This is a genomic window from Cryobacterium sp. TMB3-10, from assembly GCF_004402305.1.
Lineage (GTDB): Bacteria > Actinomycetota > Actinomycetes > Actinomycetales > Microbacteriaceae > Cryobacterium > Cryobacterium zongtaii.
Map to the genome: position 1 here is coordinate 42299 of NZ_SOGH01000012.1, position 26791 is coordinate 69089.

Here is a 26791-nt window from a genome sequence, read left to right on the forward strand (position 1 = left end):
CGATTAGGCTGTGCGCATGACAATCTCCGGCGACTCGGCCCTCCCTGGCGATGTGACTCTGCCGGGCACCGCTCGGCGCGTGCTGGTCCGCCGGCCCGTCGACATCCTCGCCGAGGGCGAGATCACCCACATCGATCGTGTGCCGATCGACCTCGGGCTGGCCCGGGCGCAGTGGGACGGCTACGTGGCGGCGCTGCAGTCGGAGGGCTGGGCCATCACCGAGGTGGATCCGGCACCCGACCAGCCGGACTCCGTCTTCATCGAGGATGCCGTGATCCTCTTCGGCGACACCGCCGTGCTCGCCAGCCCTGGTGCGCCCAGCCGACGCGGCGAGACGGCCGGTGCCGAGGCGGCCGTGCGCGCCCTGGGACTCACGGTGCGCCGGATCGACCTGCCCGGCACCCTTGACGGCGGTGACGTGCTCAAGGTGGGCGCCACCGTTTACGTGGGGCAGAGCCTGCGCACCAACGCTGAGGGTGCGGCGCAGCTTGCCGACATCGTCGAACCCCTCGGCTACACCGTGGTCCCGGTTCCGGTGACCCGAGCCCTGCACCTCAAGACCGCTATCACCGCCCTGCCGGACGGCACCATCATCGGCTACCCGCCGCTCGTGGACGACCCGGGACTGTTCGAGAGGTTCGTGCCGGTACCCGAAGCGGAGGGTACCGCCGTGGTTGTGCTCGACGCGCACACCCTGCTGATGTCGGCCGCCGCGCCGCGCACCACCGAGCTGCTCACCGGGCTCGGCTATCGGGCCGTGACCGTGGACATCACCGAGTTCGAGAAGCTCGAGGGCTGTGTCACCTGCCTGAGCGTGCGCGTTCGCTGAGCGAAAATTCTGCTTGCGCCGGAGTCGTCCGTGGCCCTATCCTGAAAGGCTGCCTGAACAAGGGGGGGCACAAGACGATGACACGAAACGCTCAGGAGGCCGACATGACCAAGACAGCTCGCACCAGGTACGCATCGATTGCGACCGGCGCTGCCTTCGTCCCGGCGCTCCGACTCGCCTCAATCTAAGGTCCCGGCCAGAGAACCCCAACCGCCCGCGTCTGCGCGGGCCGCACATTTCAGCGGGCGTCACCGCCCGCTTCCTCTTCCGGACGTGGTCATTCCGCGCCGGCACCGGGCACCACCGCACGCCGCCAGGAGCACCGTCGGCACCGCCGCCAGCACCAACGGCTTCGTCGCGGGTCCCGCACCCACCCAGCCCCGCACCATCCAGCCCACCGGCGTTTCAGCGCCGGAGCCGGCCCAGCCAGGAACCTCTCTCATGACCACCACTGCTCCACAGCATCCGCCGCACACTGCGCCCACGCCCGCTGCGCGCTCCAACACCTTCCGCACCCTGCTGCGGCTCTATCCCTATGCCAAGCCCGCGCTGCCGAGGCTGGGCCTGGGCATGCTCGCGGCACTGCTGGCCTCGCTGGTGGCCCTGGCCATCCCGCAGGTGCTGCAGCAACTCGTCGACGGCGCCCTCAGCCAGGGAGACACTGCACCGATCTGGCCCGCCGTACTCATCGTGCTCGGCCTCGGCGTGCTCGAGGCCGGCATGATCGCGCTGCGCCGCTGGTTCGTGCTCGTTCCCGGTACCCACATCGAATCCCGGATGCGCAACGCCCTGTACGCCCGGCTGCAGGACCTGCCCGTGACCTTCCACGACCGCTGGCCGAGCGGGCAGCTGCTCTCCCGCGCCGTCAGCGACCTCAACATGATCCGCCGTTGGATCTCGTTCGGTCTGGTGCTGCTCGTGGTGAACTTCCTCACCATCATCGCCGGCGTGGTGATCCTCCTGTCGATGAACTGGATCCTCGGCGTGATCTTCCTGGTCTGCTCGATCCCGATCTGGATCTACGGCTACGTGTTCGAGGAGAAGTACTCCGTGATCGCGAGGCGCAGCCAGGACCAGTCCGGCGACCTGGCGACCGCCGTCGAGGAGTCGGTGCACGGCATCCGGGTGCTCAAGGCGTTCGGCCGTGGCAGCTTCGCGCTCAAGAGCTTCGCCAGCCAGGCGGAGGAGCTGCGCGGCACCGAGATCGAGAAGGCCCGCGCCATCGCCGGGATCTGGCTCTGGCTGCTGCTGGTGCCCGACGTCGCGTTCGCGCTTTGCCTGGTCTCCGGCGTCTGGCTGACCAGCCAGGGCCAGCTCAGCGTCGGCGAGCTGGTGGCGTTCTTCGCCACCGCCACCGTGCTGCGCTTCCCGGTGGAGTCGATCGGCTTCCTGCTGTCGATGACCTTTGACACCCGCACCGCCACCGACAGGTTCTTCGACATCCTGGACACGCCAAACACCATCACCGACCCGCCCCGCCCGGTCACGATCACCAGCCCGCGCGGCCGACTCGCGTTCGAGAACGTGCACTTCCGCTACGCGGACTCACCCGAACGGTTTCCCGACCTGCTCGACGGGGTGAACCTGGTGCTCGAACCCGGCGAGACCATGGCGCTGGTCGGTCTCACCGGCTCCGGCAAGTCCACCCTGACGGCGCTCACCACCCGGCTGTACGACGTGACGGATGGCTCGGTGACCCTCGACGGGGTCGATGTGCGGGCCCTCCGCCGCGACGAGCTGCGCCGGCACATCGCCATGGCGTTCGAGGACGCCACCCTGTTCTCGGCATCCGTGCGTGACAACGTGCTGCTGGGCCGCCCGGAGTTCGCCGAGCGCACCCCGGAGGCCGACGCGCTGGCCGAGGCGCTGCAGATCGCGCAGGCGGCGTTTGTGCACGACCTGCCCAACGGTGTCGACACCCTCGTCGGCGAAGAGGGCATGAGCCTTTCCGGCGGGCAGCGACAGCGCGTGGCGCTGGCCCGCGCCGTGGCCGCGGCACCCGCCGTCCTGGTGCTCGACGACCCGCTCTCCGCGCTGGACGTGAACACCGAGTCGCTGGTCGAGGCCGCCCTGCGCCGGGTGCTCGCGTCCACGACCGCCCTGATCGTGGCGCATCGCCCGTCCACGGTGATGCTCGCCGACCGGGTGGCGCTGCTCGAGGCGGGCAAGATCACCGCCGTCGGCACGCACTCCGAGCTGCTGGCCTCGAGCCCGCACTACAAGTTCGTCATCTCCAGCCTGGAGGACGAAGAACGACGAGAGTCCGAGCGAGCGGGAGAAGCACTGTGAGTGTCATCGGTGTCGAAGGCGAAGAGCGCCTCGACTACACCAAGGCCGAAAGCGCGCAGATCCGGCGCCGGTCGTTGCGCCTGCTCGGCTCGCTGCTGTTCCCGGTGCGCTGGTCGGTGGTCATGGCGATGCTCGTCGTCGTCGTGTCCACCGCCGCGCAGGTCGCCGGCCCGGCCCTGATCGCGTTCGGCATCGACAAGGGCCTGCCCGCCCTGCTCGAACAGGACTGGGTGCCGCTGGCGGCGACCGGGGCGATCTACCTGATCACCGGCATCACCGGGGCGCTACTGATCGCCTGGTACACCGTGCTCTCCGCCCGGATCAGCCAGGCCGTGCTCATCGACCTGCGGAAGCGCGTGTTCCTGCAGACCCAACGGCTGAGCCTCGAATTCCACGAGTCGTACACCTCCGGACGCATCATTTCCCGGCAGACCAGCGACCTGGATGCGATCAGGGAGCTGCTGGACTCCGGCATCAACCAGCTCGTGCAGGGCCTGCTCTACATGGCCTTCACCGGCATCGCCCTCTTCGCCCTCGACGGGGTCAGCGGGCTGGTGCTGCTCGTTGCACTCGTGCCACTGCTCGCGCTGACCCGCTGGTTCCAGGTGCGCTCGCAGCACCTGTTCCGCCAGTCCCGCACCGCGTCCGCGAGCCTGATCGTGCAGTTCGTCGAGACCATGACCGGCATCCGCGCGGTCAAGGCGTTCCGCACCGAGAAGCGCAACGAGGGTGTCTTCGGCAAGCTCGTCGAGTCGTACCGGCTGGTCAACGCCCGCGTTATCCAACTGTTCGGCGTGTTCGATCCCGGGCTGATCCTGATCGGCAACGTCACCGTCGCCGCGGTGCTGCTGGTCGGCGGCTTCCGCGTGGCCGACGGGCAGCTGGCCATCGGTGCGCTGCTCGCCGCGCTGCTGTACACCCGCCGGTTCTTCGACCCGATGGAGGAGATGGCGATGTTCTACAACTCCTACCAGTCGGCCGCAGCCGCGCTGGAGAAGATCTCCGGGGTGCTCGAGGAGCAGCCCGGTGTGCCCGACCCCGTCACGCCGGTGGACCTGTGGACCTCGAAGGGTGCCGTGCACTTCGACAACGTGCAGTTCGAGTACCAGGCCGACCGGGTCATCCTGCCGCACTTCAGCCTCACCCTGGAACCCGGGCAGACCATCGCCCTGGTCGGCTCGACGGGCGCCGGCAAATCGACCCTGGCGAAGCTGATCTCCAGGTTCTATGACCCGTCGCACGGCCGGGTGCTGTTGGACGGCGTCGACCTGCGCGACCTGCACCCCAAGGACCTGCGCCGGGCCATCGTGATGGTGACCCAGGAGGCGTACCTGTTCAGTGGCAGCGTCGCCGACAACATCGCGATCGGCAAACCGGATGCGACGCGGTCGGAGATCGAGGCGGCCGCGCGGGCCGTCGGCGCGCACGACTTCATCGTGGGCCTGCCCGGCGGGTACGACACCGACGTGAACAAGCGCGGCGGCAGGGTTTCCGCCGGCCAGCGTCAGCTGATCTCGTTCGCGCGGGCGTTCCTGGCCGACCCGGCGGTGCTGATCCTCGACGAGGCCACCAGTTCGCTGGACATCCCCAGCGAACGGCTGGTGCAGGAGGCTTTGCAGACGCTGCTCAGCGACCGCACCGCGGTGATCATCGCGCACCGCCTGTCGACCGTGGCGATCGCCGACCGGGTGCTGGTGATGGAGAACGGCGTCATCGTCGAGGACGGCACCCCCGACATGCTCATCTCGGGAACCGGCCGGTTCTCCCGACTGCACGCCGCCTGGCGCGAGTCCCTCGTCTGACCACTCGCGAACTGTCAGCCAAGTACCCGAAACTTGAGGCTTTCGGTGCTTGGGTCGCGGTTCGCGGGTGGTTTGAGTCGGGGGTGTTTCGGGGATGTTGAGGGTCGGGAACCACTTGCCGGGAACCGGCCCGACGCGCTTGACACTCCCTGGGCTGGCAGCGAATCTGGTGCCAGAGAACACAACCGCCGTGAACGAGCAGCCTCGTTTCCGAGCCGGCGCCGCACGGTCATCCGTAGGTGTCAGCCTGTCTGATCGGGGGATCACCCAGCATGGACTCAGTCACCATCGTGGGTGCGGGGGTGGTGGGCCACGCCAGTGCCGTCGCCCTCCGCGCCCACGGCTACACCGGCCGCATCACCGTGCTCGGCAGCGAACGCCACCGGCCCTACGACCGGCCGCCGCTCGGCCGCGGCTTCCTCACCGGGCAGACCACGATCGATGAACTGGCGCTCGAGGCCCCTCACGACGACCTCGACGCCGACTGGCGCCTGGGGGTCGCGGCCGTCGCGCTCGACGCGGCCACGCACCGGGTGACGCTGGCCAACGGCCGCACCGTCGACTCCGACGCCGTGGTGATCGCCACCGGCTCCGCCGCCCGCCGCATGGCGACCATGCCCCGCGGGGTGCACACGCTGCGCACCGTGGAGGACGCCCTGGCGCTCCGCGAAGAACTGCTGCCCGGCGCCCACCTGGTCGTGGTCGGCTCCGGGGTCGTCGGCCTCGAAGTGGCGTCGACCGCCCGTGACCTGGGTCTGCGGGTGACGGTGCTCGTCAGTAGCACGGATGCGCTCCACACGGCCTTCGGCGCCACCGTCGCCGGCGCCGTGTTCGGGCTGCACGAGCGCCGGGGCATCACCGTGCGCACCGACCTGCGGGTGACCGAGCTGATCGGCCCCGGCTGGGTGTCCGGGGTGCGGCTGAGCAGCGGGGAAGAGATCGGAGCCGACCTGGTGCTGCTGGACATCGGCGCGGTGCCGCTGGTCGGCTGGCTCGGCGGCTCCGCACTCGACCCGGGTGGCCGGGACCTGCACGGCGGGGTGGTCGCCGACGCGGCCGGCGGCACCGGCGTGCCCGGGATCGTCGCGGTCGGTGATTGTGCGGCCTGGCTTGACCCGGAAACCGGGGCGCACCGCCGCATCGCGCACTTCAGCGACACCCGCAACCGACCGTCGATCGCCATGGCCGCGCTGCTCGGGGTCGACCCGGGCGGGGCGGGGGCGCCCGCCACGCTGACCTCGGAGCAGGCCGGCGCCCTGGTGCAGTTCGCCGGCCGGGTGCACGGTGGCGAGTCGATGACGATCGAGGCGGGCGGGGTCGACACCGGCGACCTGCTGGCCGTCTACCGCCGTGGCGAGACGCCGGTGGCGGTGCTGGGCATCGACCAGCCCGGGCGGGTCGAGGAGTGGCGGACCCGGTTGCTCGAGCTCAGCCTGAGCCTCACCGACACCGACACCGACACCGACGCCCACATTGACACTGCCGGGCCGGCCGGCCCTGTCAGGGACGCCAGCGCGCTCGGCTGAGGTCCACCCTGTAGCCGGACTCCGGCTCGGGACCGGGCAGCAACGGTGTCTGCTCGGCCCGGTAGTGCACCAGCGCCCGGCTCTCGTGGCCGATCGGCGGATGCCCACCGGCGCGGATCACCCGCCACCACGGCGCATCCGACCCGAATTGCGCCATCGTCTGGCCCACCACCCGGGCGGCGCGGGAGCCGAGGGCGGCGGCGACGTCGCCATAGGTCATCACCCGGCCGGGTGGGATCGCCTCGACGACGTCGAGCACGGCCTCCACGAACGGGCTGGCCGGGTTGAGGCGCACCGGCTAGAGGGTGAGCGCGCCGATGACCTCACCGAACTCGGTTTCGCCGATGTCGACGAAGCCGATGCGGTGGAAGAAGGCCTCAGGGCCGTCCTCGCCGGGCTCCCAGATCACCGTGATGCGGTCGAAACCGCGGTGACGGGCCTCTTCGGCGAGGGCATCGGCGGCGAACTTGCCCACACCCATGCCCTGGGCCTCGGCGTCGACGTTGATCCGCCAGATGCAGGCGCGGAATTCCTCCTGGGCGGATTCGGGGTCGAAATTACCGTGGATGAACCCGGCGACCTCGCCGTCGAGCAATACGACACGCTGCCAGGCGGTGGCCGGGTTGATCACGGATGCGGCGACCGAATACGAGACCGGCGCGATGAATTGCTCCTGACCGGGCTTGAGGCTCAGATTATTGGCCGCGACGATGTTGCGCGCGGACAGTTCTTCAAGTCGGAGTTCAGGCATACACCCAAGGCTATCGCCCGGCCACGGCGGCAGGTAGTCGGGTTTGTGGGGGACTCGGCGACCGTCACCGAAACGCCGGCCAACTGTCTCGATGTCGAGACAGTTACCGCCCTCGGCTAGGATTGTTGACGGCCACCACGCCCCGACTCACTGAGGAGAATCCATTGTCGAAGATCAAGGTTGCAGGTACTGTCGTCGAGCTTGACGGGGACGAGATGACCCGCATCATCTGGCAGGCCATCAAGGACTCCCTGATTCACCCGTACCTCGACATCGACCTCGAGTACTACGACCTCTCGATCCAGAAGCGTGACGAGACCGACGACCAGATCACCGTCGACGCGGCTCACGCCATCCAGAAGCACGGCGTCGGCGTCAAGTGCGCCACCATCACCCCGGACGAGGCCCGGGTCGAAGAATTCGGCCTGAAGAAGATGTGGGCGTCGCCCAACGGCACCATCCGCAACATCCTCGGCGGCACCATCTTCCGTGAGCCGATCATCATCTCCAACATCCCGCGCCTGGTGCCGGGCTGGAACAAGCCGATCATCATCGGCCGCCACGCGTTCGGCGACCAGTACCGCGCCACCAACTTCCGTTTCGAGGGCGAAGGCACCCTCACCATGACCTTCACCCCGAAGGACGGCGGCGACCCGCAGCAGTTCGAGGTCTTCCAGGCGCCGGGCAGCGGTGTGGCCATGGGCATGTACAACCTCGACAAGTCGATCATCGACTTCGCCCGCGCCTCGCTCAACTACGGCCTGGAGCGCAACTACCCGGTCTACCTGTCGACCAAGAACACCATCCTCAAGGCGTACGACGGCCGGTTCAAGGACATCTTCCAGGAGATCTTCGACACCGAGTTCAAGGACCGCTTCGAGGCCGCCGGCCTCACCTATGAGCACCGCCTGATCGACGACATGGTCGCATCGGCGATGAAGTGGGAGGGCGGTTACGTCTGGGCCTGCAAGAACTACGACGGCGACGTGCAGTCCGACACCGTCGCGCAGGGCTTCGGCTCGCTCGGCCTGATGACCAGCGTGCTCTCCACCCCCGACGGCAGCGTCGTCGAGGCCGAGGCCGCGCACGGCACCGTGACCCGGCACTACCGCCAGCACCAGCAGGGCAAGCCCACCTCGACCAACCCGATCGCGTCGATCTACGCCTGGACCCGCGGCTTGTCGCACCGCGCCAAGCTCGACGGCAACCCGGCGCTCGCCGAGTTCGCGCACACCCTCGAGGATGTGGTCGTGAAGACCGTCGAGAGCGGCAAGATGACCAAGGACCTCGCGCTGTTGGTCGGCCCGGACCAGGGCTACCTCACCACCGAGGAGTTCCTGGCCGCGATCGCCGAGAACCTGCAGACCCGCCTGGCCTAACCCGCCCGCCCGCACCCGAAAAGGCCCCGTCGATCCGGCGGGGCCTTTTCTGCGCCCAACTGTCGCCGAAACGGACAAATGTGCCCGGTACGCCGGGCGCAATTGTCCGCACCGGGAACAGTTGGCCCGACGGGTACGGCGACAAGCGGAGGCTCACCTTGCTGGTGCCTACGGGCATCCGAGGTGACAATGGAGCCATGTCCACGCTCACGGGAGCATTCCGCCGGTATCCGGTTGTGGCGGCAACCATCCTCATCGGCCTGCTCGGACTGCTGCTGTGGGCCGCCGGGCTGACGGTCGCCGTGCAGTGGCTGTTCTCCGCCCTCGGCCTGGTCGTGGTCGGCATCCAGGGCGTCGGCATGATCAAACGGATGCGCCAGGGCTCGTTCGGCGTGGACCTGCTGGCGATCATGGCCATCATCGCGACCATCCTGGTGGGCGAGTACGTGGCCACCCTGCTGATCGTGCTGATGCTCTCCGGCGGCGCCGCGCTCGAGGACTACGCCGCGGGGCGGGCCCAGCGGGAGCTGAACGCCCTGCTCGACCGGGTGCCGCAGATCGCGCACCTGCTGCGGGGCGGCTCCTCCGACGTTGACGACGTGCCGGCCACCCTGGTGCAGATCGGCGACCTGCTGCTGGTGCGGCCCGCCGAGATCGTACCCGTGGACGCCGACCTGGTCTCCGCCTCGGCCGCGTTCGACGAGTCCTCGCTGACCGGCGAGAGCCTGCCCGTTGAGCGGCACGCGGGCGACCCTGTGCTCAGCGGTTCCATCAACGGGCAGGCCGCAGCGACAGTGCGCGCCACCGCCCTGGCCGCCGACAGCCAGTACCAGCAGATCGTGGCGCTGGTGGCGGAGGCCGCCGCGAGCAAGGCCCCGGTCGTGCGCCTCGCCGACAGGTACGCGGTGCCGTTCACCGCGGGGGCGCTGCTGATCGCCGGCCTGGCCTGGTTCGTCTCCGGTGACCCGGTGCGTTTCGCCGAGGTGCTCGTGGTCGCCACCCCGTGCCCGCTGCTGCTCGCCGCCCCGGTGGCGTTCATGGGCGGGATGAGCCGGGCGGCCCGGAACGGCATCATCGTCAAGGGCGGGGGAGTGCTCGAGAAACTCGCCCGCGCCAATACTGTGGTCTTCGACAAAACCGGCACCCTCACCTACGGCACGCCGGCCATCGCCCGGGTCTGCCCGGAGGACCCGTTCAGCGAGGACGAGCTGCTCAGCCTGGCCGCGTCGGCCGAGCAGTACTCGTCGCACGTGCTCGCCGCATCCGTCATCACCGCCGCCGAAACGCGCGGCCTCGCGCTGCAGCGCACCGAGTCGGCCGTGGAGGTGCCCGCGCACGGCGTCACGGCCCGGTTCGGCGACCAGGAGGTGGTCGTAGGAAAGCTGTCGTTTGTGGCCGAGCACGCCCCGGATGCCTACCCGGCCGACCTGTACGGCGGCGAACTGGCCATCTACCTGGCCGTGGACGGCCGGTACGCGGGCTGCATCGTCGCCAGCGACCAGGTGCGCGACAACGCCCGCGCCACCATCGCGGCGCTCGAGCGGCTGGGCGTGCGCGAATCCGTGATGCTCACCGGCGACACCCGGCCGACCGCGAACCACATTGCCCGGCTGGTGGGCATCACCAGGGTGCGGGCGGACTGCCTGCCGGCCGACAAGGTCGACGCCGTGCGGGCCATCCGGGAGCGGCCGGTGATCATGGTCGGCGACGGCGTCAACGACGCGCCCGTGCTCGCCGTGGCCGACGTGGGCATCGCGATGGGCGCCAAGGGGTCCACCGCGGCCAGCGAATCGGCGGATGCCGTGATCCTGCTCGACGACCTGTCCCGCGCCGCCCGGGCCGTCGCAATCGGCCGGGACACCGTGCGGATCGCCCTGCAGAGCATCTGGCTCGGCATCGCGCTCAGCATCGGCCTGATGATCGCCGCCGCGTTCGGGCTGATCCCCGCCACCGTGGGCGCGTTGCTGCAGGAGCTGGTGGACCTGGCCACCATCCTCAACGCGCTGCGGGCCATCGGCGGGCGCCGCGACGTGCGGGCCCGCGGGGTGGCCGCCCGAATTCCCGCGGCCACACAGCCGGTGCCCACCCGCTGACTCTGGCGATCTTCCAGGGGCCCGCGAGCGCCTAATCTGGAGGGATGCGACGCATCCGTTTGCCGTTCGGGCCCACCACCAGCCGAACGGCTAACGAACCCCGCCTCGGCCGGGATGTCTATGTGCTCGGTGTGATCGCGTTCTTCGTCATGGTGGGCTTCGGCGTCGTGGTGCCGGTACTGCCGGTGTACGTGAAGAGCTTCGGCGTGGGCAACCTCGAGATCGGCGCGGTGGTGTCGGCGTTCGCCCTGATGCGCTTCGTCGCCAGCCCGGTCTGCGGCAAGCTCATCGACTGGGCCGGCGAACGCACCATCCTCGCCGTGGGCATCGGCATCGTGGCGGTCTCCAGCGGCCTGGTCGGCATCGCCGGCAGCTACCCGCAACTGCTGCTGCTGCGGGGAGTGGGCGGCATCGGCTCGGCGATGTTCACCGTCGCGGCGATGACCCTGCTGCTGCGCACCACCGCGCCGGGCATCCGCGGCCGCGCCGTGGGTTTCTACCAGGGCGGCTTCCTCATCGGCGGAATGGCCGGGCCGGCGCTCGGCGGCCTGCTCGCCACCATCTCGCTGACCGCGCCGTTCTTCTTCTACGCCGGCACCCTCGCCGTGGCCGGGGTGATCGGGCTGGTTCTGCTGCAGCCGGCCACGCGCGCCGGCGCCGGCTTGACGGGCGCTCCGACACCGATGCTCCCGCTCCGCAGCGTGCTCCGCGACCCCCGGTTCCGCGCCGCCTGCCTGGCCAACTTCTCCCAGGGCTGGTCGTCGTTCGGGGTGCGCGGCGCCCTGGTGCCGGTGCTCGTCGTCGAGGTACTCAAGGGACCGAGCGCCTGGACCGGAATCGCGTTCGCCGTCGCCGCGGTCGCGCAGACCCTTGCTCTGGCGCCCGCGTCCAGGTTCGTCGACACCGTCGGACGGAAACCTGCCATCATCGGCGCTTTCCTGGTGGCGGCCGTGACGATCACGGCGATCCCATTCGCCCCGAACATTTGGCTGCTCACCGCGCTGCTCTGTGTCTACGGCGTCGCCGCGGCATTCATGGGCACCGCGCCGGCGGCATCCGTCGGCGACGCGGCCGGCACCGCGGGTGGCCGCCCGGTGGCGATCTTCTCGATGTTCTCCGACTTCGGCGCCATCGTCGGCCCCCTCGTGGCGGGCCTGCTCGCCGACACCGTCTCGTACCCGGCCGCGTTCCTGCTCGGCGGGCTGCTCTTCGTCGCCACCTCCCTCTACGCCCTGCGGATGCCCGCCGGCCTGCCCGCGCACCCCGCCGCCGAGCCGCCGGTCACCGACGCCGTCGACCGCTGAGCCGCACAACTCCTGCAGACCCTGCCCGGTCGAGTAGCCAGCGGCAGCCGTCGGTCCTACGGTGGGGGCATGGCCTACCTCGAGGTGCCCGTGCCGGCCGATCTGGCCCCGGACGTGTTGCGGCTGTGGTACCTCGAGCAGCCCGCGGAGCAACGCTACGAGCGCATCTTCCCGCAGCCCGCCCTGCACCTGATCCTTAACCTGTCCGACCCGTATCGGGTATTCGACCTGGAGACCGGCGCGGCGCGCACGCTCGGGGCGGGCTTCCTGTCCGGGCTGCAGCCACGGTTCCTGATGACCCAGAGCCCGTCGGCGATCCGGCACGTCGCCGCCGAGCTGGCGCCGTTCGCCGCCGCCAGGTTCCTCGATCTGCCCGCCGACGAGCTGACCGGCACCGTGCGAGAGAGCCAGGGGTTGCTCGGTGACACCGACGCGCTGCGGCAGACCGCGCGGCGGGCCCCCGACCCGGCGGTGGCGGTGGCGCTGCTGATCGACCACCTGCGCGCCCGGCGACGGCCAGGCTCGGCGCCGCCGGCGGTGCTGCGGGCCTGGGCCGGCATCCACCAGAACCCGGATGCGCCGGTGCCGAAGATCGCGGCGGCCGCCGGGCTCAGCCACCACCGCCTGATCGACGACTTCAAGTCCTGGTGCGGGGTCACCCCCAAGGCCTACGCGGACATCGTCCGGTTCCGCCAGTTCATCCAGGCACTGCCGTTGCAGGGGCCGATGCCCAGCTGGGCCGATCTGGTGGCCACGTCCGGGTACTACGACCAGCCCCATTTCATCAGGGTCTTCCGGGCGTTCACGGGCTTCTCGCCCAGCCGGTACCTCGACATCGTCACCCGCTTCGGTGTGGACTACGCCGCCTTCGTGCCGCTGGATGAGCCGGAGGGTGTGCCGTCGCCGACGGTGCCGGAATTTTCTACAAGACGCACCGCGCCCTGATGGTTAGCGTGACAGTGTCCCGGAGTGGCCGGGACCAGGTATCCCGGGAGTAGACATGGACGTGTCATTCAACTGGCTGGCGGTCGCGCTGGCCGCACTCTCGTCGTTCGTGATCGGCGGGCTCTGGTACTCGGTGGTGTTCGCCCGCCCGTGGCAGCGCGCTGCGGGCGTCACCGACGAACAGCTGAGGCACGGCACCGCGCGGGTCTTCATCGGTTCGGCGATCCTGGCGATCGTCATGGCGATCAGCCTGGCCGTGTTCATCGGCTCGAACGGGCCGGGCTTCGGCACGTTCGCCGGATTCGCGACCGGCTCGACATTCGTGGCCGCAGCCTTCGGCGTGAACTACCTGTTCGAACGGAGAAGCCTCGTGCTGTTCGCCATCAACGGGTCGTACAACGTGGTGTCCTTCACCGTGATGGGCGCCATCATCGGTCTGCTGCAGTAACGCTCAGGCGCCGAGCTCCTTGCGGCCGGAGAGCACACCGCTGACGGTGGCCACCACCGCGAAGACGCCGGCAACAATCGGCTGGCCCAGGTCCCACCAGGCCAACGCCGCGGCGCCGAACACGAAGATCTCCACGATCGCCTTGCCGAACGGGTCGAGCCGGAACACGGCCTTGGGCGAGCGGAACAGCGCCCAGACCAGGACCGCGAAGGCCGGCGCGAGGATGCCCACCAGGATGCCCGGCCACGGCAGCGGCCAGGCCAGGAACCCCCAGAGCGCCAGGCTCACGAAGGCGAACAGTTCAAGCACAAAACGCAGGATGTCGTTGGCGCCGATGGTCGGGGTGGGGCGGGTGTCGTTCACCCGCCAATCCTACCGACCGGGCTACTTGAAGATGATGGTGCGTGCTCCGTCGAGCAGCACCCGGTTCTCGGCGAACCACTTCACCGCCTGGGTGAGGGTGCGGCTCTCCTCGTCCTGACCGATCGCGACGAGTTCGGCGGGGGTGCGGGAGTGATCCACGCGCACGACGTTCTGCTCGATGATCGGACCCTCGTCCAGGTCGCTGGTGACGAAGTGCGCCGTGGCGCCGATGAGCTTCACACCGCGGGCGTGGGCCTGCTTGTACGGGTTGGCCCCCTTGAAGCCGGGCAGGAACGAGTGGTGGATGTTGATCGCGCGGCCCTCGAGATACGCGCACAGCTCGGGGGAGAGGATCTGCATATACCGGGCCAGCACCACCAGTTCGATGTCGTTCGCCTCGACGGCGTCGACCACGCGAGCCTCGAACGCGGCCTTGCTGGCCGCATCCGTGATCGGCAGCGATTCGAACGGCACGCCATAGAACCCGACCAGGTCGCGCAGGGTGCCGTGGTTGCTGAGCACCAGTGGCACCTCGACGGCCAGCTGGCCGCCGCGCTGGCGGAAGAGCAGGTCGTTGACGCAGTGCCCGGCGGTGGAGGCCAGCACCAGGGTGCGCAGCGGCCGCCCGACAACGTCGATGACGGATGCCATGGCGTACCGCTCGATGATCGGCGCGAGCGCGGCCTGCAGTTCGTCGCGGTTCGCGGGGGACTCCACCTGCAGACGGATGAAGAACCGGCCGGTGTCGGCGCTGGAGAACTGCTGGCTCTCGGTGATGTTGCCACGGGCCTGAACGATCGCGCCGCTGACGGCGTGCACGATACCGGGCTGGTCGGGGCAGACGAGGGTGACGACCAGGTGGTGGTGGTGCACGGGAGCCGGAAGACTGGGGTTCATCGAACCAGATTACCGGGACTGCCGGTGCACACCGGCATCAGCGGCCGGCCGGCCGGTTACGCCGGGCGACCCTGTCGTTTGCGGGCTCACTCGGCTAAGCTAGTCCGTGGTCGGCGGAATCTCACCGGCCCCGGGCGCGCACGTCGGCGCGCACCGCTTGAAGAACCGCGCAGCCAGCCGTGACAGCCGCTGGCCTCGGGCAAGCGGCATCCTGTCTGTGAGCCACAGCACCCATGTCATTCACCGCGCCCATCACGCTGCCATCGACCGGCGTTCCCGGTCCGAACGAAAAAGCCCCCAGCGGACCGTTCCCCTGGATCGGCCTGATCGCCCTCTCCGCCGCTGTGTTCCTCTCGGTCACCTCGGAGATGCTGCCCACCGGCTTGCTGCCGGAAATGAGCAGCTCGCTCGGCGTGAGCCAGTCCCAGGTCGGGCTGCTCGTGTCCTGGTTCGCCTTCACCGTCGTGATCACCAGCACACCGCTGGCGTTGCTGACCCGCCGGATGCCCAGGCACGGGCTGATCCTGATGGTCCTGGTCGTGTTCGCGCTGAGCAACGTGCTCACCGCGATCGCCCCCGACTACACCTTCGTGGTGATCTCCCGGGTGATCGGCGGGCTGGCGCACGGCCTGTTCTGGGGCGTGGTCGGCGCGTACTCCGCGCACCTCGTGCCCAGGGACCAGATCGCCCGCGCGGTTTCGATCACCATCGCCGGCGGCACACTGGCGTTCGTCTTCGGGGTGCCGCTGGGCACCTTCCTCGGCCACTTGCTCGGCTGGCGGCTCTCGTTCGTGGTGCTCGCCGGGCTGATGCTCGTGGGCGCCGTGGTGATCTGGAGGTTCCTGCCCAAGGTCGACCACTACAACGCCAAGCCGGCACAGCCCGTGACGACGGCCACCGGCACGGTCACGCTGCCCGCGAAGCTGCCGCGGGATGCCACGATCGGCGCCGTCGCGCTGGTCTGCGTGATCACGGCGCTGACCATGATCGGGCACTACACCTTCTACACCTACATCGCCCCGTTCCTCAGCGACACCCTCGGCGTGGGCAGCGACGCCGTGGCACCCCTGCTCTTCGCCTACGGCATCGCCGGGGCGATCGGCCTGTTCATCAGCGGGGTGGTGTTCAGCAAGCGCCCGCAGCTGGGCCTGGTGCTCGGCCTGGCGGTCACCGCCGTCAGCGTGAGCGTGCTGGCACTGTCCACCGAGGTGCTGCCCGTGGCGATCATCGCGTTCCTGGTCTGGGGCCTGGCGTTCGGCTCATTCCCGCCGCTGCTGCAGACCCGGCTGCTGCACACCGCGTCGGTGCGCATCCGCGACACCGCCAGCGCCGTGTACACCACGGCGTTCAACATCGGCATCGGCCTGGGCGCGTTCGTGGGAGCGTTCCTGCTGGACCGGGTGGGGCTCGGCACGGTGCCGTTCGTGTACGTGGCCATCATCCTGCTGTCCCTGGCCCTGGTGCTGTTCAGCGACATCGTCATCCGCCGACGCCGCGCCGTCTGAGCCCCGCCGCAACTGGTGCCGAAACGGACAAGTGCGCCCGGCGTACCGGGTGCACTTGTCCGCACGGGCAACAGTTGGCGGGGCGGACCGGCCTAGCGTTTGGCGGTGGGCAGCGGCGGCCGAGCTGCCGCGATCTCGAGGATCCGGCCACGGCAGGCGAACCAGCCCAGGATCAGCGCCGGGATGATCAGGCCGAGCGAGCTGATGGTGAGGGTGCCGACCGGCCAGTCGAACGCCATCAGCACGAGCACCGTCGCGAGGAAGGCCAGCGTGAGGTACCCGGTGAACGGGGCTCCGGGCATCCGGAACGCCGGCCGGGTGAGGATGCCCGCCTTCGCCCACGCCTGCAACCGCAGCTGGCAGAGCACGATCATGCCCCAGGCGCTGATGATGCCGATCGCGGCCATGTTCAGCACGATCTCGAACGCCTCGTCGGGAACAAGCGCGTTCAGGGCCACGCCGAGCAGGGTGACGACACCGGTGAGCAGGATGCCGCCGAACGGCACCCCATTGCGGCTCACCTTGTCGGCGAACCGGGGGGCCGACCCGGCCAGGGACATCGACCGGAGGATGCGTCCGGTGGAATACAGGCCGGCATTCAGTGAGGACAGCGCTGCGGTGAGGACAACGAGGTTCATGATCACGTCGACGCCCTCGACACCGATCGAACCGAAGAACGTCACGAAGGGGCTCACGCCGGCCTCGTATGCCGTGTACGGCAACAACAGCGAGAGCAACAGGACCGACCCGACGTAGAAGACCGCGATGCGCACGATCACCGTGTTGATGGCCTTGGGCATCACCTTCTCGGGGTTCTCGGTCTCGCCGGCGGCCGTGCCGATCAGTTCGATCGAGGCGTAGGCGAAGACCACGCCCTGCACCACGAGCACCGACGCGAGCAGGCCGTTGGGCAGCCAGCCGCCGTTGTCGGCGATCAGGGAGAAGCCCACCGTCGCGCCTTCCACCGGGGTGCCGAAGATGACCATCCAGGTGCCCACGATCAGGAACACCACGATGGCGACGACCTTGATCAGGGCGAACCAGAATTCCAGCTCACCGAACACCTTCACCGAGAGCAGGTTGAGGCCCAGCACCACGGCGAGGGCCAGCAGCGCGAACAGCCACTGTGGCACGTCGCCGAACGGGGCCCAGTACTTGCCGAAGAAGTTCATGTACAGCGCCACCGCGGTCACGTCCACAATCGCGGTCATCACCCAGTTCAGCCAGTACAGCCAGCCGGTCACGAACGCGGTCTTCTCCCCGAAGAACTCCCGCGCATACGACACGAAGGAGCCGGAGGTCGGCCGGTGCAGCACCAGCTCGCCGAGCGCCCGCAGGATCAGGAACGCAAAAAAGCCGCAGATCGCGTACACGAACACCAGGGCGGGACCGGCGATGGCCAGCCGGCCGCCCGCGCCGAGGAACAGGCCGGTGCCGATGGCGCCGCCGATCGCGATCATCTGCACGTGCCTGGCCTTGAGGCCCTTGTGCAGGCCCTGGTCCTCGTGCACGCTCAGGGCGTCGTCGATGTGCTCGAGCGGGGTTTCCTCGTGGCCGGAGCGGTGCGGGGTGGCGCTGGTGCGTGCGGGCGAGTTCTCGGGGCGGTCTGGCCCTGTGGTGCGAGTGGTCACGTGGAGCATCCGATCTGGGGTTTGCGGCAACACTAGTCGACGGATGCTCAACGGTCAGGGTCGAAAGACCCCTCCTGTAGACTGGGCAGCGACACTCTGACCGTAGAGACGACACTCTTTTACAGAGAGCCGGGAGGCCCCATGGCGACAATTCTCCTGGTCTTCCTGCTCGTTTCCGTTCTCACTCCCACGCTCACCCGCCTGATCGGGTTGCGCGTTTTTTATGTCGTGGCCATCCTGCCCACTGTGGCGTTCGGCTACACCCTCACCCAGACGAGCGTGGTCACCGTCGGCGGCGCCGTCACCCAGAGCCTGCCGTGGATCCCGCAGCTGGGCATCAGTCTGTCCTTCCGGGTGGATGCGCTCGCGTGGCTGCTGGCCCTCGTCGTCACCGGTGTCGGTGCGCTGGTGCTCATCTATTGCGCTCGCTACTTCGACGCCGACGAGCCCAGCCTGGGCCGGTTCGCCGCGCTGCTGCTCGCCTTCGCCGGAACCATGTACGGTCTGGTCACCGCTGACGACATCCTGGTGATGTTCATGTTCTGGGAGATCACCAGCGTGCTTTCCTACCTGCTGATCGGGCACTACACGACCAAACGGGAAAGCCGCGGTGCCGCCCTGCAGGCCCTGCTGGTGACCACCTTCGGCGGCCTGGTGATGCTCATCGGCGTTGTGATGATCTCCGTCGACGCCGGCACCACCTCGCTGGCCGCGATCGTCGCCGAACCCAGCGGGACCCCGATCGCGATCTGGGCGGTGCTGCTGATCCTGGTCGGTGCGCTGTCGAAGTCGGCTCTGATCCCGTTCCACTTCTGGCTTCCCGCCGCGATGGCCGCGCCCACCCCGGTGAGCGCCTACCTGCACGCCGCCGCGATGGTGAAGGCCGGCATCTACCTCACCGCCCGGTTCGCGCCTGGCTACGCGGACTCGCCGGGCTGGTTGCCGGTGCTGGTCACCATCGGCATCTGGACCATGCTCGTCGGCGCCTGGCGGTCGCTGCGCCAACACGACATCAAGCTGATGCTCGCCTACGGCACCGTCAGCCAGCTCGGCTTCCTCATGGTCGTCGTCGGCTTCGGCACCCGCGACGCTGCCCTCGCCGGGGCGGCGCTGCTGCTCGCCCACGCGCTGTACAAGGCCACCCTGTTCCTCGTGGTCGGCATCATCGACCACCGCGCCGGTACCCGCGACTGGCGCAAGCTCTCGGGGATCGGCCGCCGCGAACCGACGCTCGCCGCCATCGCCCTCATCGCCGTCGCGTCGATGGCCGGCCTGCCGCCGCTCCTGGGTTTCGTCGCCAAGGAGTCGGTGTTCACCGCGTTCCTCGAGGCCGGCCTGGCCGGCGACGGCTGGGGCTGGATCGCCCTGGCCGGTACCGCGCTCGGTTCGGTGCTCACCGTCGCCTACAGCGCCAAGTTCTTCTGGGGCGCGTTCGGCACCCACCCGGTGATCAGCGACACCCCCCTGCACGCCAGTCGGTGGGACTTCGCTCTGGCCCCCGGCATCCTCTCGGTCGCCACCGTGCTGCTGGGCCCATTCGTTATGCTGCTCGACCCGATGCTGGCCGCGTACGCCGACACCGTGCCCGGCGGCGGCGATTACCACCTGGCGCTCTGGCACGGGTTCGAACCGGCCCTGTTGCTCAGCACGATCGTGGTGCTGCTGGGCCTGGTCATTTTCGCCCAGCGCAAGCGGGTGGCCCGCTGGCAGGCCGCCGTGCCCGCCTGGGTGGACGCCGGCCACGGCTATGGCCACACCGTGCGATTCATCGACAGGGTGGCCGCCCGCACCACCCACCTCGCCCAGCGAGGCGGTCTGCCGCAGTACCTGTCCACCATCCTCGTGGTGTTCGTGCTCGCGCTGGGCGCGGCGTCCTTCGTCAACCGCACCTGGCCCGACGCCATCGTGCTCTGGGACTACCCGGGGCAGGTGATCATCGGCCTGGTCATGATCATCGCCACCGTGATGGCCGCCAGGGTCGGGCAGCGGATGACCGCGGTGCTGCTGGCCGGCGTCACCGGCTACGGCCTGGTCGCCCTGTTCGCCTTCCACGGCGCCCCCGACCTGGCGCTCACCCAGGCGCTCGTCGAATCGATCACCCTCGTGGTCTTCGTGCTCGTGCTCCGCCGGCTGCCCAGCCGCATCGCCGAGCACAACCGCCCGATGCACCGTCGCCGGCGGGCGATCATCGGCGCCCTCGTTGGCATCGTGATGGGCACCATCGCGGTCATCTCCCTCGGCGCCCGCCAGGCGCAGAGCATCGCCGCGGAACTGCCCAGGCTGGCCGTCGAAGAGGGCCACGGCAACAACATCGTCAACGTGATGCTCGTCGACATCCGGGCCTGGGACACCATGGGCGAGATCTCAGTGCTCATCGTGGTGGCCACCGGCGTCGCGAGCCTGCTGTTCGTGTCCGGTCGCAGCACAGAAATGCCCAGGCTCCGCGAGTCCCGCAAACGCCGCGAGCCGAAGAACCGCCGCCGCGTCGTGGCCGACCCGCACGCGAGCTCCGCCGGCCACGCCGTGACCCGCCAGTCCTGGCTGCTCGGCGGTCGCACCCAGTCGGCCGAGAACCGGTCGATCATCATCGAGGTGCTGGTGCGGCTGCTGTTCCACCCGGCCATCATCGTGTCGATCTACCTGCTCTTCGCCGGCCACAACCTGCCCGGCGGCGGCTTCGCCGGCGGCCTGCTGGCGGGCTTGGCCCTGGTGGCCAGGTACCTGGCCGGCGGCCGGTACGAATTGGGCGAAGCCGCCCCGATCGACCCGGGCAAAATCCTGGGACTCGGCGTGGTGCTCGCCGTCGGCACGGCCGTGGGATCGCTGTTCGTCACCGGGATCCCGCTGGAGTCGGCGTACTTCGAGGCGGACCTGCCGGTGCTCGGCCACCTCTCCTTCGGCACCTCCAGCATCTTCGACATCGGCGTGTACCTCGTGGTCATCGGCCTGGTCCTCGACATCCTCCGCAGCCTCGGCAGCGAGATCGACCGGCAGAGCGAACTCGACGAACCCGGCGACGACGGAGAAGACCACTCCACCGTGCCACCGATGGGCAACGCCTCCAGCGACGCCGGCGACGCTCTCGGCTTCGACGCGTCGTCGGAGTGGACCCCCGCCGAGGCGCCCGCGCCCGGCACCGGACCTGACACGGCCCCGATCACTCAGCCGGCCGGCGAGAGCCGTAACGCACCGGAAGGAGACCGGCGATGAGCGCCTCCCTGACCCTGGTGATCGTGATGGCGGTGATGTACGCCGCGGGCATCTACATCATGCTCGAGCGCAGCCTCACCCGGGTGCTGATCGGATTCCTGCTCGTGGGCAACGCCACCAACCTGCTCATCTTCATCATGAGCGGCCGGCCCGGCAGCTCACCGATCGTCACCGGCACGTCCCTGGACGACACCATGGCAGACCCGGTGCCGCAGGTGCTGATGCTCACCGCGATCGTGATCAACTTCGGCATCACCGCACTGCTGCTCGCGCTGATCTACCGGTCCTGGTGGCTGGCCCAGCTCGGCGACGAGGGCGACACCCTCACCGACGAGCACGCCGCGGAGACCTCCGGGGATTCCGAGGTCACCTTCCGCTCCTCCACCGACGACGAGGCCGCCGTGCAGGCGTCGCTCGACGCCAGCGAGGACGGCAGCGACGACGACAGCAGCGGAGCCGACAACACCGGCAACAGCGACCGGGAGGCCGGCACCTGATGAACATACTCGTGCCCCTCGTGGTCGCCATCCCGCTGCTCGGCGCCGCGCTCACCCTCGCCCTCGGCCGCCGCTCGCGCTACCAGGTGGCGGTGAGCGTGTTCTCGCTGGCGGCCGTCGTGGTGATCAGCGCCATCCTGCTGGTGCTCGTCGACCAGCAGGGACCCGCCGTGGTGCACGTGGGCGACTGGCAGGCGCCGTGGGGCATCGTGCTCGTCGTCGACAGGTTGTCGGCGATCATGCTCATAGTCTCGGCGCTGATGCTGCTGGGCGTGCTGCTCTTCGCCGTCGGCCAGGGCATCGTGGAGGGCGACCAAGAGACCCCGGTGTCGATCTTCCACCCCACCTACCTGGTCCTGGCGGCAGGGCTGTTCAACGCGTTCATCGCCGGTGACCTGTTCAACATGTACGTGGGCTTCGAGATGCTGCTCTCGGCCAGTTACGTGCTGCTCACCCTCGGCGGCACCGGTGCACGCATCCGCGCCGGCGTGACCTACATCGTCGTGAGCCTGGTCTCCTCGATCCTGTTCCTCTCCGCCATCGCCCTGATCTACGGCGCCACCGGCACCGTCACGCTGGCGCTGCTGGCCGAACGCATCCCGGAGCTGCCCGGCGACGTGCAGCTGATCCTCGGGCTGATGCTGCTCATCGCCTTCAGCGTCAAGGCGGCGGTGTTCCCGCTCTCGTTCTGGTTGCCGGACTCCTACCCGACGGCGCCGGCCCCGGTCACGGCGGTGTTCGCCGGACTGCTCACCAAGGTGGGCGTCTACGCGATCCTGCGCACCCAGACGCTGCTCTTCCCCGACAACCGACTGCAGGTGCCGCTGATGATCGTGGCCCTGCTCACCATGGTCATCGGCATCCTCGGCGCGCTGGCCCAGGCCGATATCAAACGACTGCTCTCGTTCACCCTGGTCAGCCACATCGGCTACATGATCTTCGGCATCGCCATCGGCACCGAGGCGGCGATCGGGGCCACCATCTACTACGTCGTGCACCACATCATGATCCAGACGACACTGTTCCTGTGCGCCGGGCTTATCGAGCGCATTGGCGGCACCACCTCGCTGGCCAGGCTCGGCGGGATGCTCAAGGCCGCCCCGTTCGTCGCCATCCTGTTCTTCATCGGGGCGATGAACCTCGGCGGCATCCCGCCGTTCTCCGGCTTCCTCGGCAAGGTAGCCCTGTTCGACGCGGGCGTGCAGGTCGGCGGGGGCCTGAACTACCTGCTGCTCGCCGGCGGTGCGGCGACGTCGCTGCTGACCCTGTACGCGCTGGCCCGGGCTTGGAACATGGCGTTCTGGCGGCCGCGTCGCGACGTGGAAAACTACGACTCCGCCATGCTCAGCGCCCTGCAGGACGACCCGCACGACGAGGGCACCGTGCTGACCAAGACCACATCACCGCTGATGACCGCGGCCACCGCGACCATGCTGGCGCTCACGGTGTGCCTCACCGTCTTCGCCGGCCCCGCCTTCGACCTCGCCGCCCGCGCCGCCGCGAACATCGAAGAGCCGTCGACCTACATCGACGCCGTCTTCCCCGGCGGTGCCCCGTGAGCGCGCGCCGGGAGCGCCTCGCCGCCGCCCTGAACCAATTGCCGCTGTTCCTTGGCCTGGTGCTGCTCTGGGCGCTGCTATGGGGCAAATTCTCCTGGCTGAACCTGCTCACCGGGGTGATCTTCGCCGCTGTCGTCTCCATCGTCTTCTACCTGCCGGCCGTGCAACTGAGCGGCCGAATCAACCTCTGGCGCAGCGCCTGGCTGTTCGGCAAGCTGCTCTTCGACATCGTGCGCGCCTCCGTCGACGTGTCCTGGCTCGCCCTGGGCCCCACCTACACCCCGAGCAACGCCATCGTCGCGGTGCACCTGCGCACCCGCAGCGACCTCATCCTCACCTGGACCGCCGTGGCCACCTCCATCGTGCCCGGCTCCATCGTGGTCGACATCGAACGGCTCGACTCCACCCTGTACCTGCACGTGATCAACATGCACGACGTGGCGGCGACCCAGAAGTTCCGGGCCCGGGTGCTGGCCACCGAGCGACGCATCGTGCTGGCGTTCGGCTCCGCCGAAGACGTCGAGCGGGTCTCCAGGGTGCGCGCCGAAGAAGACCTGCGCCACGGCCTCGACCGGTCGGCCGGGCCGCACACCCCCACGGACCCCCAGAACGGAGCCCCGGCATGACCCCCATGGATATCGTCGCGATCGTCGCCGGCCTCATGTTCGGCGCCGGCGCCCTCGCCGCCGTCTACCGCATCATCCGCGGACCATCGGTGCTGGACAGGGTGATCGCCTCCGACGTGCTCGTCGCCACCATCATCTGCGCGCTGGGCGCCGAGATGGCGTTCAACCGGCACACCGACAACCTGCCGGTGCTACTGGTGCTGGCCCTGTTCGCCGTGCTCGGTTCGCTCAGCGTCGCCCGATTCCTGCCCGGCCGGAACCGCGCATGAACGCCCTCTGGAGCGACGTGGTCACCGCGGTCCTTGTGCTTCTCGCCGCCCTGATGTGCCTCGCGGCCGGCGTCGGCCTGCTGCGCTTCCCCGATGTGCTCACCCGGCTGCACTCCGCCACCAAGCCGCAGATCCTCGGCCTCATGGCGGTCACCCTGGACATCGCGGTGACCAATTTCAGTGTCGGCACCGTGACCCTGGTGGTCGCGATCGTGCTCTTCCAGGCGCTCACCGCTCCGATGGCCGCGCACCTCGTGGCCCGCGCCTCCTACCAGACCGACCACCTGCGGCCCGATCTGCTCGTGATCGACGAGCTTCGGAACGCACGCGGCTGATAGTATTGCCGGGTCGCGACTGGCGTAGCACGAAAGATGGGTCACCATCGGGGAGCGACTGACACGGTTAGTGACCGCACGCCTGGGCCACGACACATCCATCGATAGTCTCAAGGAGTTTTCCCGTGTCCGACAGTGTGCTTACCAGTTCCGTACCCTCCACCTTCAACGAGCCCCTCGAGGTCGTCGACCCCGAGATCGCCGCGATCCTCGAGCAGGAGCTCGGTCGCCAACGCGACTACCTCGAGATGATCGCCAGCGAGAACTTCGTGCCCCGCGCCATCCTGCAGTCGCAGGGTTCGGTGCTCACCAACAAGTACGCCGAGGGCTACCCCGGCCGTCGCTACTACGGCGGCTGCGAGTACGTCGACGTGGCCGAGCAGCTCGCCATCGACCGGGCCAAGAGCCTGTTCGGCGCCGAATACGCGAACGTGCAGCCGCACTCCGGTGCCACCGCCAACGCCGCGGTGCTCTCCGCGATCGCCACCCCCGGCGACACCATCCTGGGTCTGGAGCTGGCGCACGGCGGCCACCTCACCCACGGCATGAAGCTCAACTTCTCCGGCAAGCTCTACAACCCGGTCGCCTACGGCGTCGACCCGGAGACCTTCCGAGTGGACATGGACGTCGTGCGCGACAAGGCGCTCGAGCACAAGCCGCAGGTCATCATCGCCGGCTGGTCGGCCTACCCCCGCCAGCTCGACTTCGCCGCGTTCCGCGCCATCGCCGACGAGGTGGGCGCCAAGCTCTGGGTCGACATGGCCCACTTCGCCGGACTCGTCGCCGCCGGACTGCACCCGTCGCCGGTGCCGTACGCCGACGTCGTCTCCAGCACCGTGCACAAGACCCTCGCCGGTCCGCGCTCGGGCTTCATCCTCTCCCGCGACACCGCGCTGGCGAAGAAGCTCAATTCCAACGTGTTCCCCGGCCAGCAGGGCGGCCCGCTCATGCACGTGATCGCCGCCAAGGCCACCGCGTTCAAGCTCGCCGCGCTGCCCGAGTTCAAGGAACGCCAGGAGCGCACCCTTCGCGGCGCCCGCATCCTGGCCGACCGGCTCACCGCCGACGACTCCCGCGCGGCGGGCATCGACGTGCTCACCGGCGGCACCGACGTGCACTTGGTGCTCGCCGATCTCCGCAACTCGGAGATCAACGGCCAGCAGGCCGAAGACGCCCTGCACGAGGTGGGCATCACCGTCAACCGCAACTCGGTGCCCTTCGACCCGCGCCCGCCGATGGTGACCTCGGGCCTGCGCATCGGCACGCCGGCCCTGGCCACGCGTGGATTCGGCGACGCCGAGTTCACCGTCGTGTCCGACGTCATCGCCGAAGCGCTCAAGCCCGGCGCCGACATCCCCGCGCTCCGCGCTCGGGTGAAGGGCCTCACCGACGCGTTCCCGCTCTACCCCGGCCTGTCCCAGTAGGTCCGTCGGGTCGTGACGGATGCGGCCACTAGCGTCAGCGCATCCGTCACCGCCCGCACCCGGCAGCACTTCGCCGCCCCCGCGTCGGGGGCCGGCAGGGCCGCTGCCCGATTGGCGCGTGGCCCCAGGCTGGGGCCGGCGCGCAGTACTACCAACAGATCGGATGTCGCATGACCGCACTCACCCTCGACGGCGTCGCCACCGCGACCCAGGTCAAGCTTGAACTCACCGAGCGCGTACGCGCGTTGGCCGCGCTGGGCTCTGTGCCCGGCCTCGGCACCCTGCTCGTCGGCGACGACCCGGGCTCGCGCTCCTACGTGGCCGGCAAGCACCGGGACTGCGCCGAGGTGGGCATCGAGTCGATCCGCGTCGACCTGCCCGGCTCCGCCACGTCGGCGGATGTGCGCGCCGCGATTGCCGACCTCAACGCCGCCCGTGAGGTCACCGGCTACATCATCCAGCTGCCGCTTCCGGTGGGCCACAACGAGAACGCCATGCTCGAGCTGATGGACCCGGCCAAGGACGCCGACGGCCTGCACCCCACCAACCTCGGACGCCTGGTACTCGGCATCGAGGGGGAGCTCAGCTCGCCGCTGCCCTGCACCCCGGCCGGCATCGTGGAGCTGCTGCGCCGCTACGACGTGCCGATTGCGGGCAAGAACGTGGTCGTCATCGGCCGCGGCCTCACCGTGGGTCGCCCGCTGGGCCTGCTGTTCACCCGCAAGGGCCTGGACGCCACCGTCACCCTCACCCACTCCCGCACCGTCGATCTGGCCGCCGAGGTGCGCCGCGCCGACATCGTCGTGGCCGCCGTGGGAGTGCCGCACCTGGTGCAGGCCGACTGGATCAAGCCCGGCGCGGCGGTGCTCGACGTGGGCATCACGAGGGTGGAGAACCCGGAGACCGGCAAGGGCATCCTCACCGGAGACGTGCACCCCGACGTCGCGTCAGTCGCCGGTTACCTCTCGCCGAACCCCCGTGGCGTGGGTCCGATGACCCGCGCGATGCTGCTGGCCAACGTGGTCAAGGCCTCCGAGCGCCTGCTCAAGCCCTAGTCTCGTTCCGCGAACCGTGAGGTAGGCCCCAGAATCCCGCCGATTCTGGGGCTC

General features: G+C 69.3%; 23 protein-coding genes and 1 riboswitch. Of the genes, 18 read left to right on the forward strand and 5 right to left on the reverse strand.

All coding sequences use genetic code 11. From position 1 onward, the window contains the following. Positions 1 to 16: 16 nt before the first annotated feature. From ddaH to E3T22_RS04935, 4 genes are all read left to right on the forward strand, one after another. A complete protein-coding gene (gene ddaH / locus E3T22_RS04920) occupies positions 17 to 829 on the forward strand; it encodes a dimethylargininase (RefSeq protein ID WP_134479916.1) in 813 nt (270 codons plus the stop codon). A gap of 441 nt (positions 830 to 1270) precedes the next feature. Continuing rightward, a complete protein-coding gene (locus tag E3T22_RS04925) occupies positions 1271 to 3118 on the forward strand; it encodes an ABC transporter ATP-binding protein (protein ID WP_134479947.1) in 1848 nt (615 codons plus the stop codon). Further along, positions 3115 to 4920: an ABC transporter ATP-binding protein gene (locus E3T22_RS04930; RefSeq protein ID WP_088457111.1), complete on the forward strand. Its 1806-nt coding sequence runs from the start codon at positions 3115 to 3117 to the stop codon at positions 4918 to 4920. The genes E3T22_RS04925 and E3T22_RS04930 overlap by 4 nt, the downstream gene beginning before the upstream one ends. A gap of 272 nt (positions 4921 to 5192) precedes the next feature. Then, positions 5193 to 6446, forward strand: coding sequence for an NAD(P)/FAD-dependent oxidoreductase (locus E3T22_RS04935; protein ID WP_174776220.1), 1254 nt, complete (start codon positions 5193 to 5195; stop codon positions 6444 to 6446). Here the strand turns inward: E3T22_RS04935 and E3T22_RS04940 are convergent. Then, the gene (locus tag E3T22_RS04940) at positions 6421 to 6741 is read right to left on the reverse strand and encodes an MGMT family protein (protein WP_134408912.1); all 321 of its coding nucleotides are present in this window, start codon (positions 6739 to 6741) and stop codon (positions 6421 to 6423) included. The genes E3T22_RS04935 and E3T22_RS04940 overlap by 26 nt on opposite strands. Positions 6742 to 6744: 3 nt before the next feature. After that, positions 6745 to 7197 carry a GNAT family N-acetyltransferase gene (locus tag E3T22_RS04945; RefSeq protein ID WP_088457109.1) on the reverse strand — a complete coding sequence of 151 codons (453 nt, stop codon included), beginning with the start codon at positions 7195 to 7197 and terminating at the stop codon, positions 6745 to 6747. A 164-nt stretch (positions 7198 to 7361) separates the two neighbouring features. On the opposite strand from E3T22_RS04945, the gene E3T22_RS04950 reads away from it, so the two are divergent. From E3T22_RS04950 to E3T22_RS04970, 5 genes are all read left to right on the forward strand, one after another. Next, on the forward strand, positions 7362 to 8576 hold the full coding sequence (locus E3T22_RS04950; protein ID WP_103432194.1) for an NADP-dependent isocitrate dehydrogenase: 1215 nt from the start codon (positions 7362 to 7364) through the stop codon (positions 8574 to 8576). Positions 8577 to 8773: 197 nt separating this feature from the next. Next, on the forward strand, positions 8774 to 10669 hold the full coding sequence (locus E3T22_RS04955) for a heavy metal translocating P-type ATPase (protein WP_134479915.1): 1896 nt from the start codon (positions 8774 to 8776) through the stop codon (positions 10667 to 10669). Positions 10670 to 10713: 44 nt separating this feature from the next. Beyond that, a complete protein-coding gene (locus E3T22_RS04960; protein ID WP_088457106.1) occupies positions 10714 to 11973 on the forward strand; it encodes an MFS transporter in 1260 nt (419 codons plus the stop codon). A 69-nt stretch (positions 11974 to 12042) separates the two neighbouring features. Further along, complete coding sequence (locus E3T22_RS04965; RefSeq protein ID WP_134479913.1) at positions 12043 to 12918, forward strand: AraC family transcriptional regulator; 876 nt, start codon at positions 12043 to 12045, stop codon at positions 12916 to 12918. Positions 12919 to 12973: 55 nt separating this feature from the next. Then, positions 12974 to 13366 carry a DUF1761 domain-containing protein gene (locus E3T22_RS04970; protein WP_134479911.1) on the forward strand — a complete coding sequence of 131 codons (393 nt, stop codon included), beginning with the start codon at positions 12974 to 12976 and terminating at the stop codon, positions 13364 to 13366. A gap of 3 nt (positions 13367 to 13369) precedes the next feature. Here the strand turns inward: E3T22_RS04970 and E3T22_RS04975 are convergent, their stop codons facing one another. Then, complete coding sequence (locus E3T22_RS04975) at positions 13370 to 13729, reverse strand: YrdB family protein (protein ID WP_088457103.1); 360 nt, start codon at positions 13727 to 13729, stop codon at positions 13370 to 13372. A gap of 21 nt (positions 13730 to 13750) precedes the next feature. Then, a complete protein-coding gene (gene purU / locus E3T22_RS04980) occupies positions 13751 to 14626 on the reverse strand; it encodes a formyltetrahydrofolate deformylase (protein WP_088457102.1) in 876 nt (291 codons plus the stop codon). A 233-nt stretch (positions 14627 to 14859) separates the two neighbouring features. Between purU and E3T22_RS04985 the strand changes: the two genes are divergently transcribed. After that, complete coding sequence (locus tag E3T22_RS04985; RefSeq protein WP_134479909.1) at positions 14860 to 16131, forward strand: MFS transporter; 1272 nt, start codon at positions 14860 to 14862, stop codon at positions 16129 to 16131. 92 nt (positions 16132 to 16223) lie between these two features. Here the strand turns inward: E3T22_RS04985 and E3T22_RS04990 are convergent, their stop codons facing one another. Continuing rightward, positions 16224 to 17660: an amino acid permease gene (locus E3T22_RS04990; RefSeq protein WP_240632507.1), complete on the reverse strand. Its 1437-nt coding sequence runs from the start codon at positions 17658 to 17660 to the stop codon at positions 16224 to 16226. Between the two features lie 243 nt (positions 17661 to 17903). Between E3T22_RS04990 and E3T22_RS04995 the strand changes: the two genes are divergently transcribed. The 8 genes from E3T22_RS04995 (at position 17904) to E3T22_RS05030 (ending at position 26737) form a co-directional block, all read left to right on the forward strand. Next, complete coding sequence (locus E3T22_RS04995; RefSeq protein ID WP_134479907.1) at positions 17904 to 20972, forward strand: Na+/H+ antiporter subunit A; 3069 nt, start codon at positions 17904 to 17906, stop codon at positions 20970 to 20972. After that, positions 20969 to 21469: a sodium:proton antiporter gene (locus E3T22_RS05000; protein ID WP_088457098.1), complete on the forward strand. Its 501-nt coding sequence runs from the start codon at positions 20969 to 20971 to the stop codon at positions 21467 to 21469. The genes E3T22_RS04995 and E3T22_RS05000 overlap by 4 nt, the downstream gene beginning before the upstream one ends. Continuing rightward, complete coding sequence (locus E3T22_RS05005; protein WP_134408106.1) at positions 21469 to 23028, forward strand: Na+/H+ antiporter subunit D; 1560 nt, start codon at positions 21469 to 21471, stop codon at positions 23026 to 23028. Before E3T22_RS05000 ends, E3T22_RS05005 begins: the two co-directional genes overlap by 1 nt. Next, positions 23025 to 23654 (forward strand): Na+/H+ antiporter subunit E, encoded by a 630-nt coding sequence (locus tag E3T22_RS05010; protein ID WP_121678497.1) that lies wholly within the window; start codon positions 23025 to 23027, stop codon positions 23652 to 23654. The genes E3T22_RS05005 and E3T22_RS05010 overlap by 4 nt, the downstream gene beginning before the upstream one ends. Next, on the forward strand, positions 23651 to 23923 hold the full coding sequence (locus E3T22_RS05015) for a monovalent cation/H+ antiporter complex subunit F (protein WP_088457095.1): 273 nt from the start codon (positions 23651 to 23653) through the stop codon (positions 23921 to 23923). Before E3T22_RS05010 ends, E3T22_RS05015 begins: the two co-directional genes overlap by 4 nt. Continuing rightward, on the forward strand, positions 23920 to 24258 hold the full coding sequence (gene mnhG, locus E3T22_RS05020) for a monovalent cation/H(+) antiporter subunit G (RefSeq protein WP_103432207.1): 339 nt from the start codon (positions 23920 to 23922) through the stop codon (positions 24256 to 24258). The genes E3T22_RS05015 and mnhG overlap by 4 nt, the downstream gene beginning before the upstream one ends. Before the next feature lie 5 nt (positions 24259 to 24263). Continuing rightward, a riboswitch (ZMP/ZTP riboswitch) is annotated at positions 24264 to 24353 on the forward strand. A 30-nt stretch (positions 24354 to 24383) separates the two neighbouring features. Next, positions 24384 to 25682: a serine hydroxymethyltransferase gene (gene glyA / locus E3T22_RS05025; protein WP_279327050.1), complete on the forward strand. Its 1299-nt coding sequence runs from the start codon at positions 24384 to 24386 to the stop codon at positions 25680 to 25682. 170 nt (positions 25683 to 25852) lie between these two features. Continuing rightward, on the forward strand, positions 25853 to 26737 hold the full coding sequence (locus E3T22_RS05030; protein WP_103432208.1) for a bifunctional methylenetetrahydrofolate dehydrogenase/methenyltetrahydrofolate cyclohydrolase: 885 nt from the start codon (positions 25853 to 25855) through the stop codon (positions 26735 to 26737). Positions 26738 to 26791 lie beyond the last annotated feature (54 nt).

Excerpts from the sequence above, each read along its gene's own strand:
- E3T22_RS04965 (WP_134479913.1), top strand. The coding sequence starts at position 12,043 with ATGGCCTACCTCGAGGTGCCCGTGCCGGCCGATCTGGCCCCGGACGTG.
- E3T22_RS05000 (WP_088457098.1), top strand. The coding sequence starts at position 20,969 with ATGAGCGCCTCCCTGACCCTGGTGATCGTGATGGCGGTGATGTACGCC.
- E3T22_RS04925 (WP_134479947.1), top strand. The coding sequence starts at position 1,271 with ATGACCACCACTGCTCCACAGCATCCGCCGCACACTGCGCCCACGCCC.
- E3T22_RS04955 (WP_134479915.1), top strand. The coding sequence starts at position 8,774 with ATGTCCACGCTCACGGGAGCATTCCGCCGGTATCCGGTTGTGGCGGCA.
- purU (WP_088457102.1), bottom strand. The coding sequence starts at position 14,626 with ATGAACCCCAGTCTTCCGGCTCCCGTGCACCACCACCACCTGGTCGTC.
- E3T22_RS05015 (WP_088457095.1), top strand. The coding sequence starts at position 23,651 with ATGACCCCCATGGATATCGTCGCGATCGTCGCCGGCCTCATGTTCGGC.
- E3T22_RS04970 (WP_134479911.1), top strand. The coding sequence starts at position 12,974 with ATGGACGTGTCATTCAACTGGCTGGCGGTCGCGCTGGCCGCACTCTCG.
- ddaH (WP_134479916.1), top strand. The coding sequence starts at position 17 with ATGACAATCTCCGGCGACTCGGCCCTCCCTGGCGATGTGACTCTGCCG.
- E3T22_RS04995 (WP_134479907.1), top strand. The coding sequence starts at position 17,904 with ATGGCGACAATTCTCCTGGTCTTCCTGCTCGTTTCCGTTCTCACTCCC.
- mnhG (WP_103432207.1), top strand. The coding sequence starts at position 23,920 with ATGAACGCCCTCTGGAGCGACGTGGTCACCGCGGTCCTTGTGCTTCTC.
- E3T22_RS04945 (WP_088457109.1), bottom strand. The coding sequence starts at position 7,197 with ATGCCTGAACTCCGACTTGAAGAACTGTCCGCGCGCAACATCGTCGCG.
- E3T22_RS04935 (WP_174776220.1), top strand. The coding sequence starts at position 5,193 with ATGGACTCAGTCACCATCGTGGGTGCGGGGGTGGTGGGCCACGCCAGT.
- E3T22_RS05005 (WP_134408106.1), top strand. The coding sequence starts at position 21,469 with ATGAACATACTCGTGCCCCTCGTGGTCGCCATCCCGCTGCTCGGCGCC.
- E3T22_RS05030 (WP_103432208.1), top strand. The coding sequence starts at position 25,853 with ATGACCGCACTCACCCTCGACGGCGTCGCCACCGCGACCCAGGTCAAG.
- E3T22_RS04985 (WP_134479909.1), top strand. The coding sequence starts at position 14,860 with ATGTCATTCACCGCGCCCATCACGCTGCCATCGACCGGCGTTCCCGGT.
- E3T22_RS04960 (WP_088457106.1), top strand. The coding sequence starts at position 10,714 with ATGCGACGCATCCGTTTGCCGTTCGGGCCCACCACCAGCCGAACGGCT.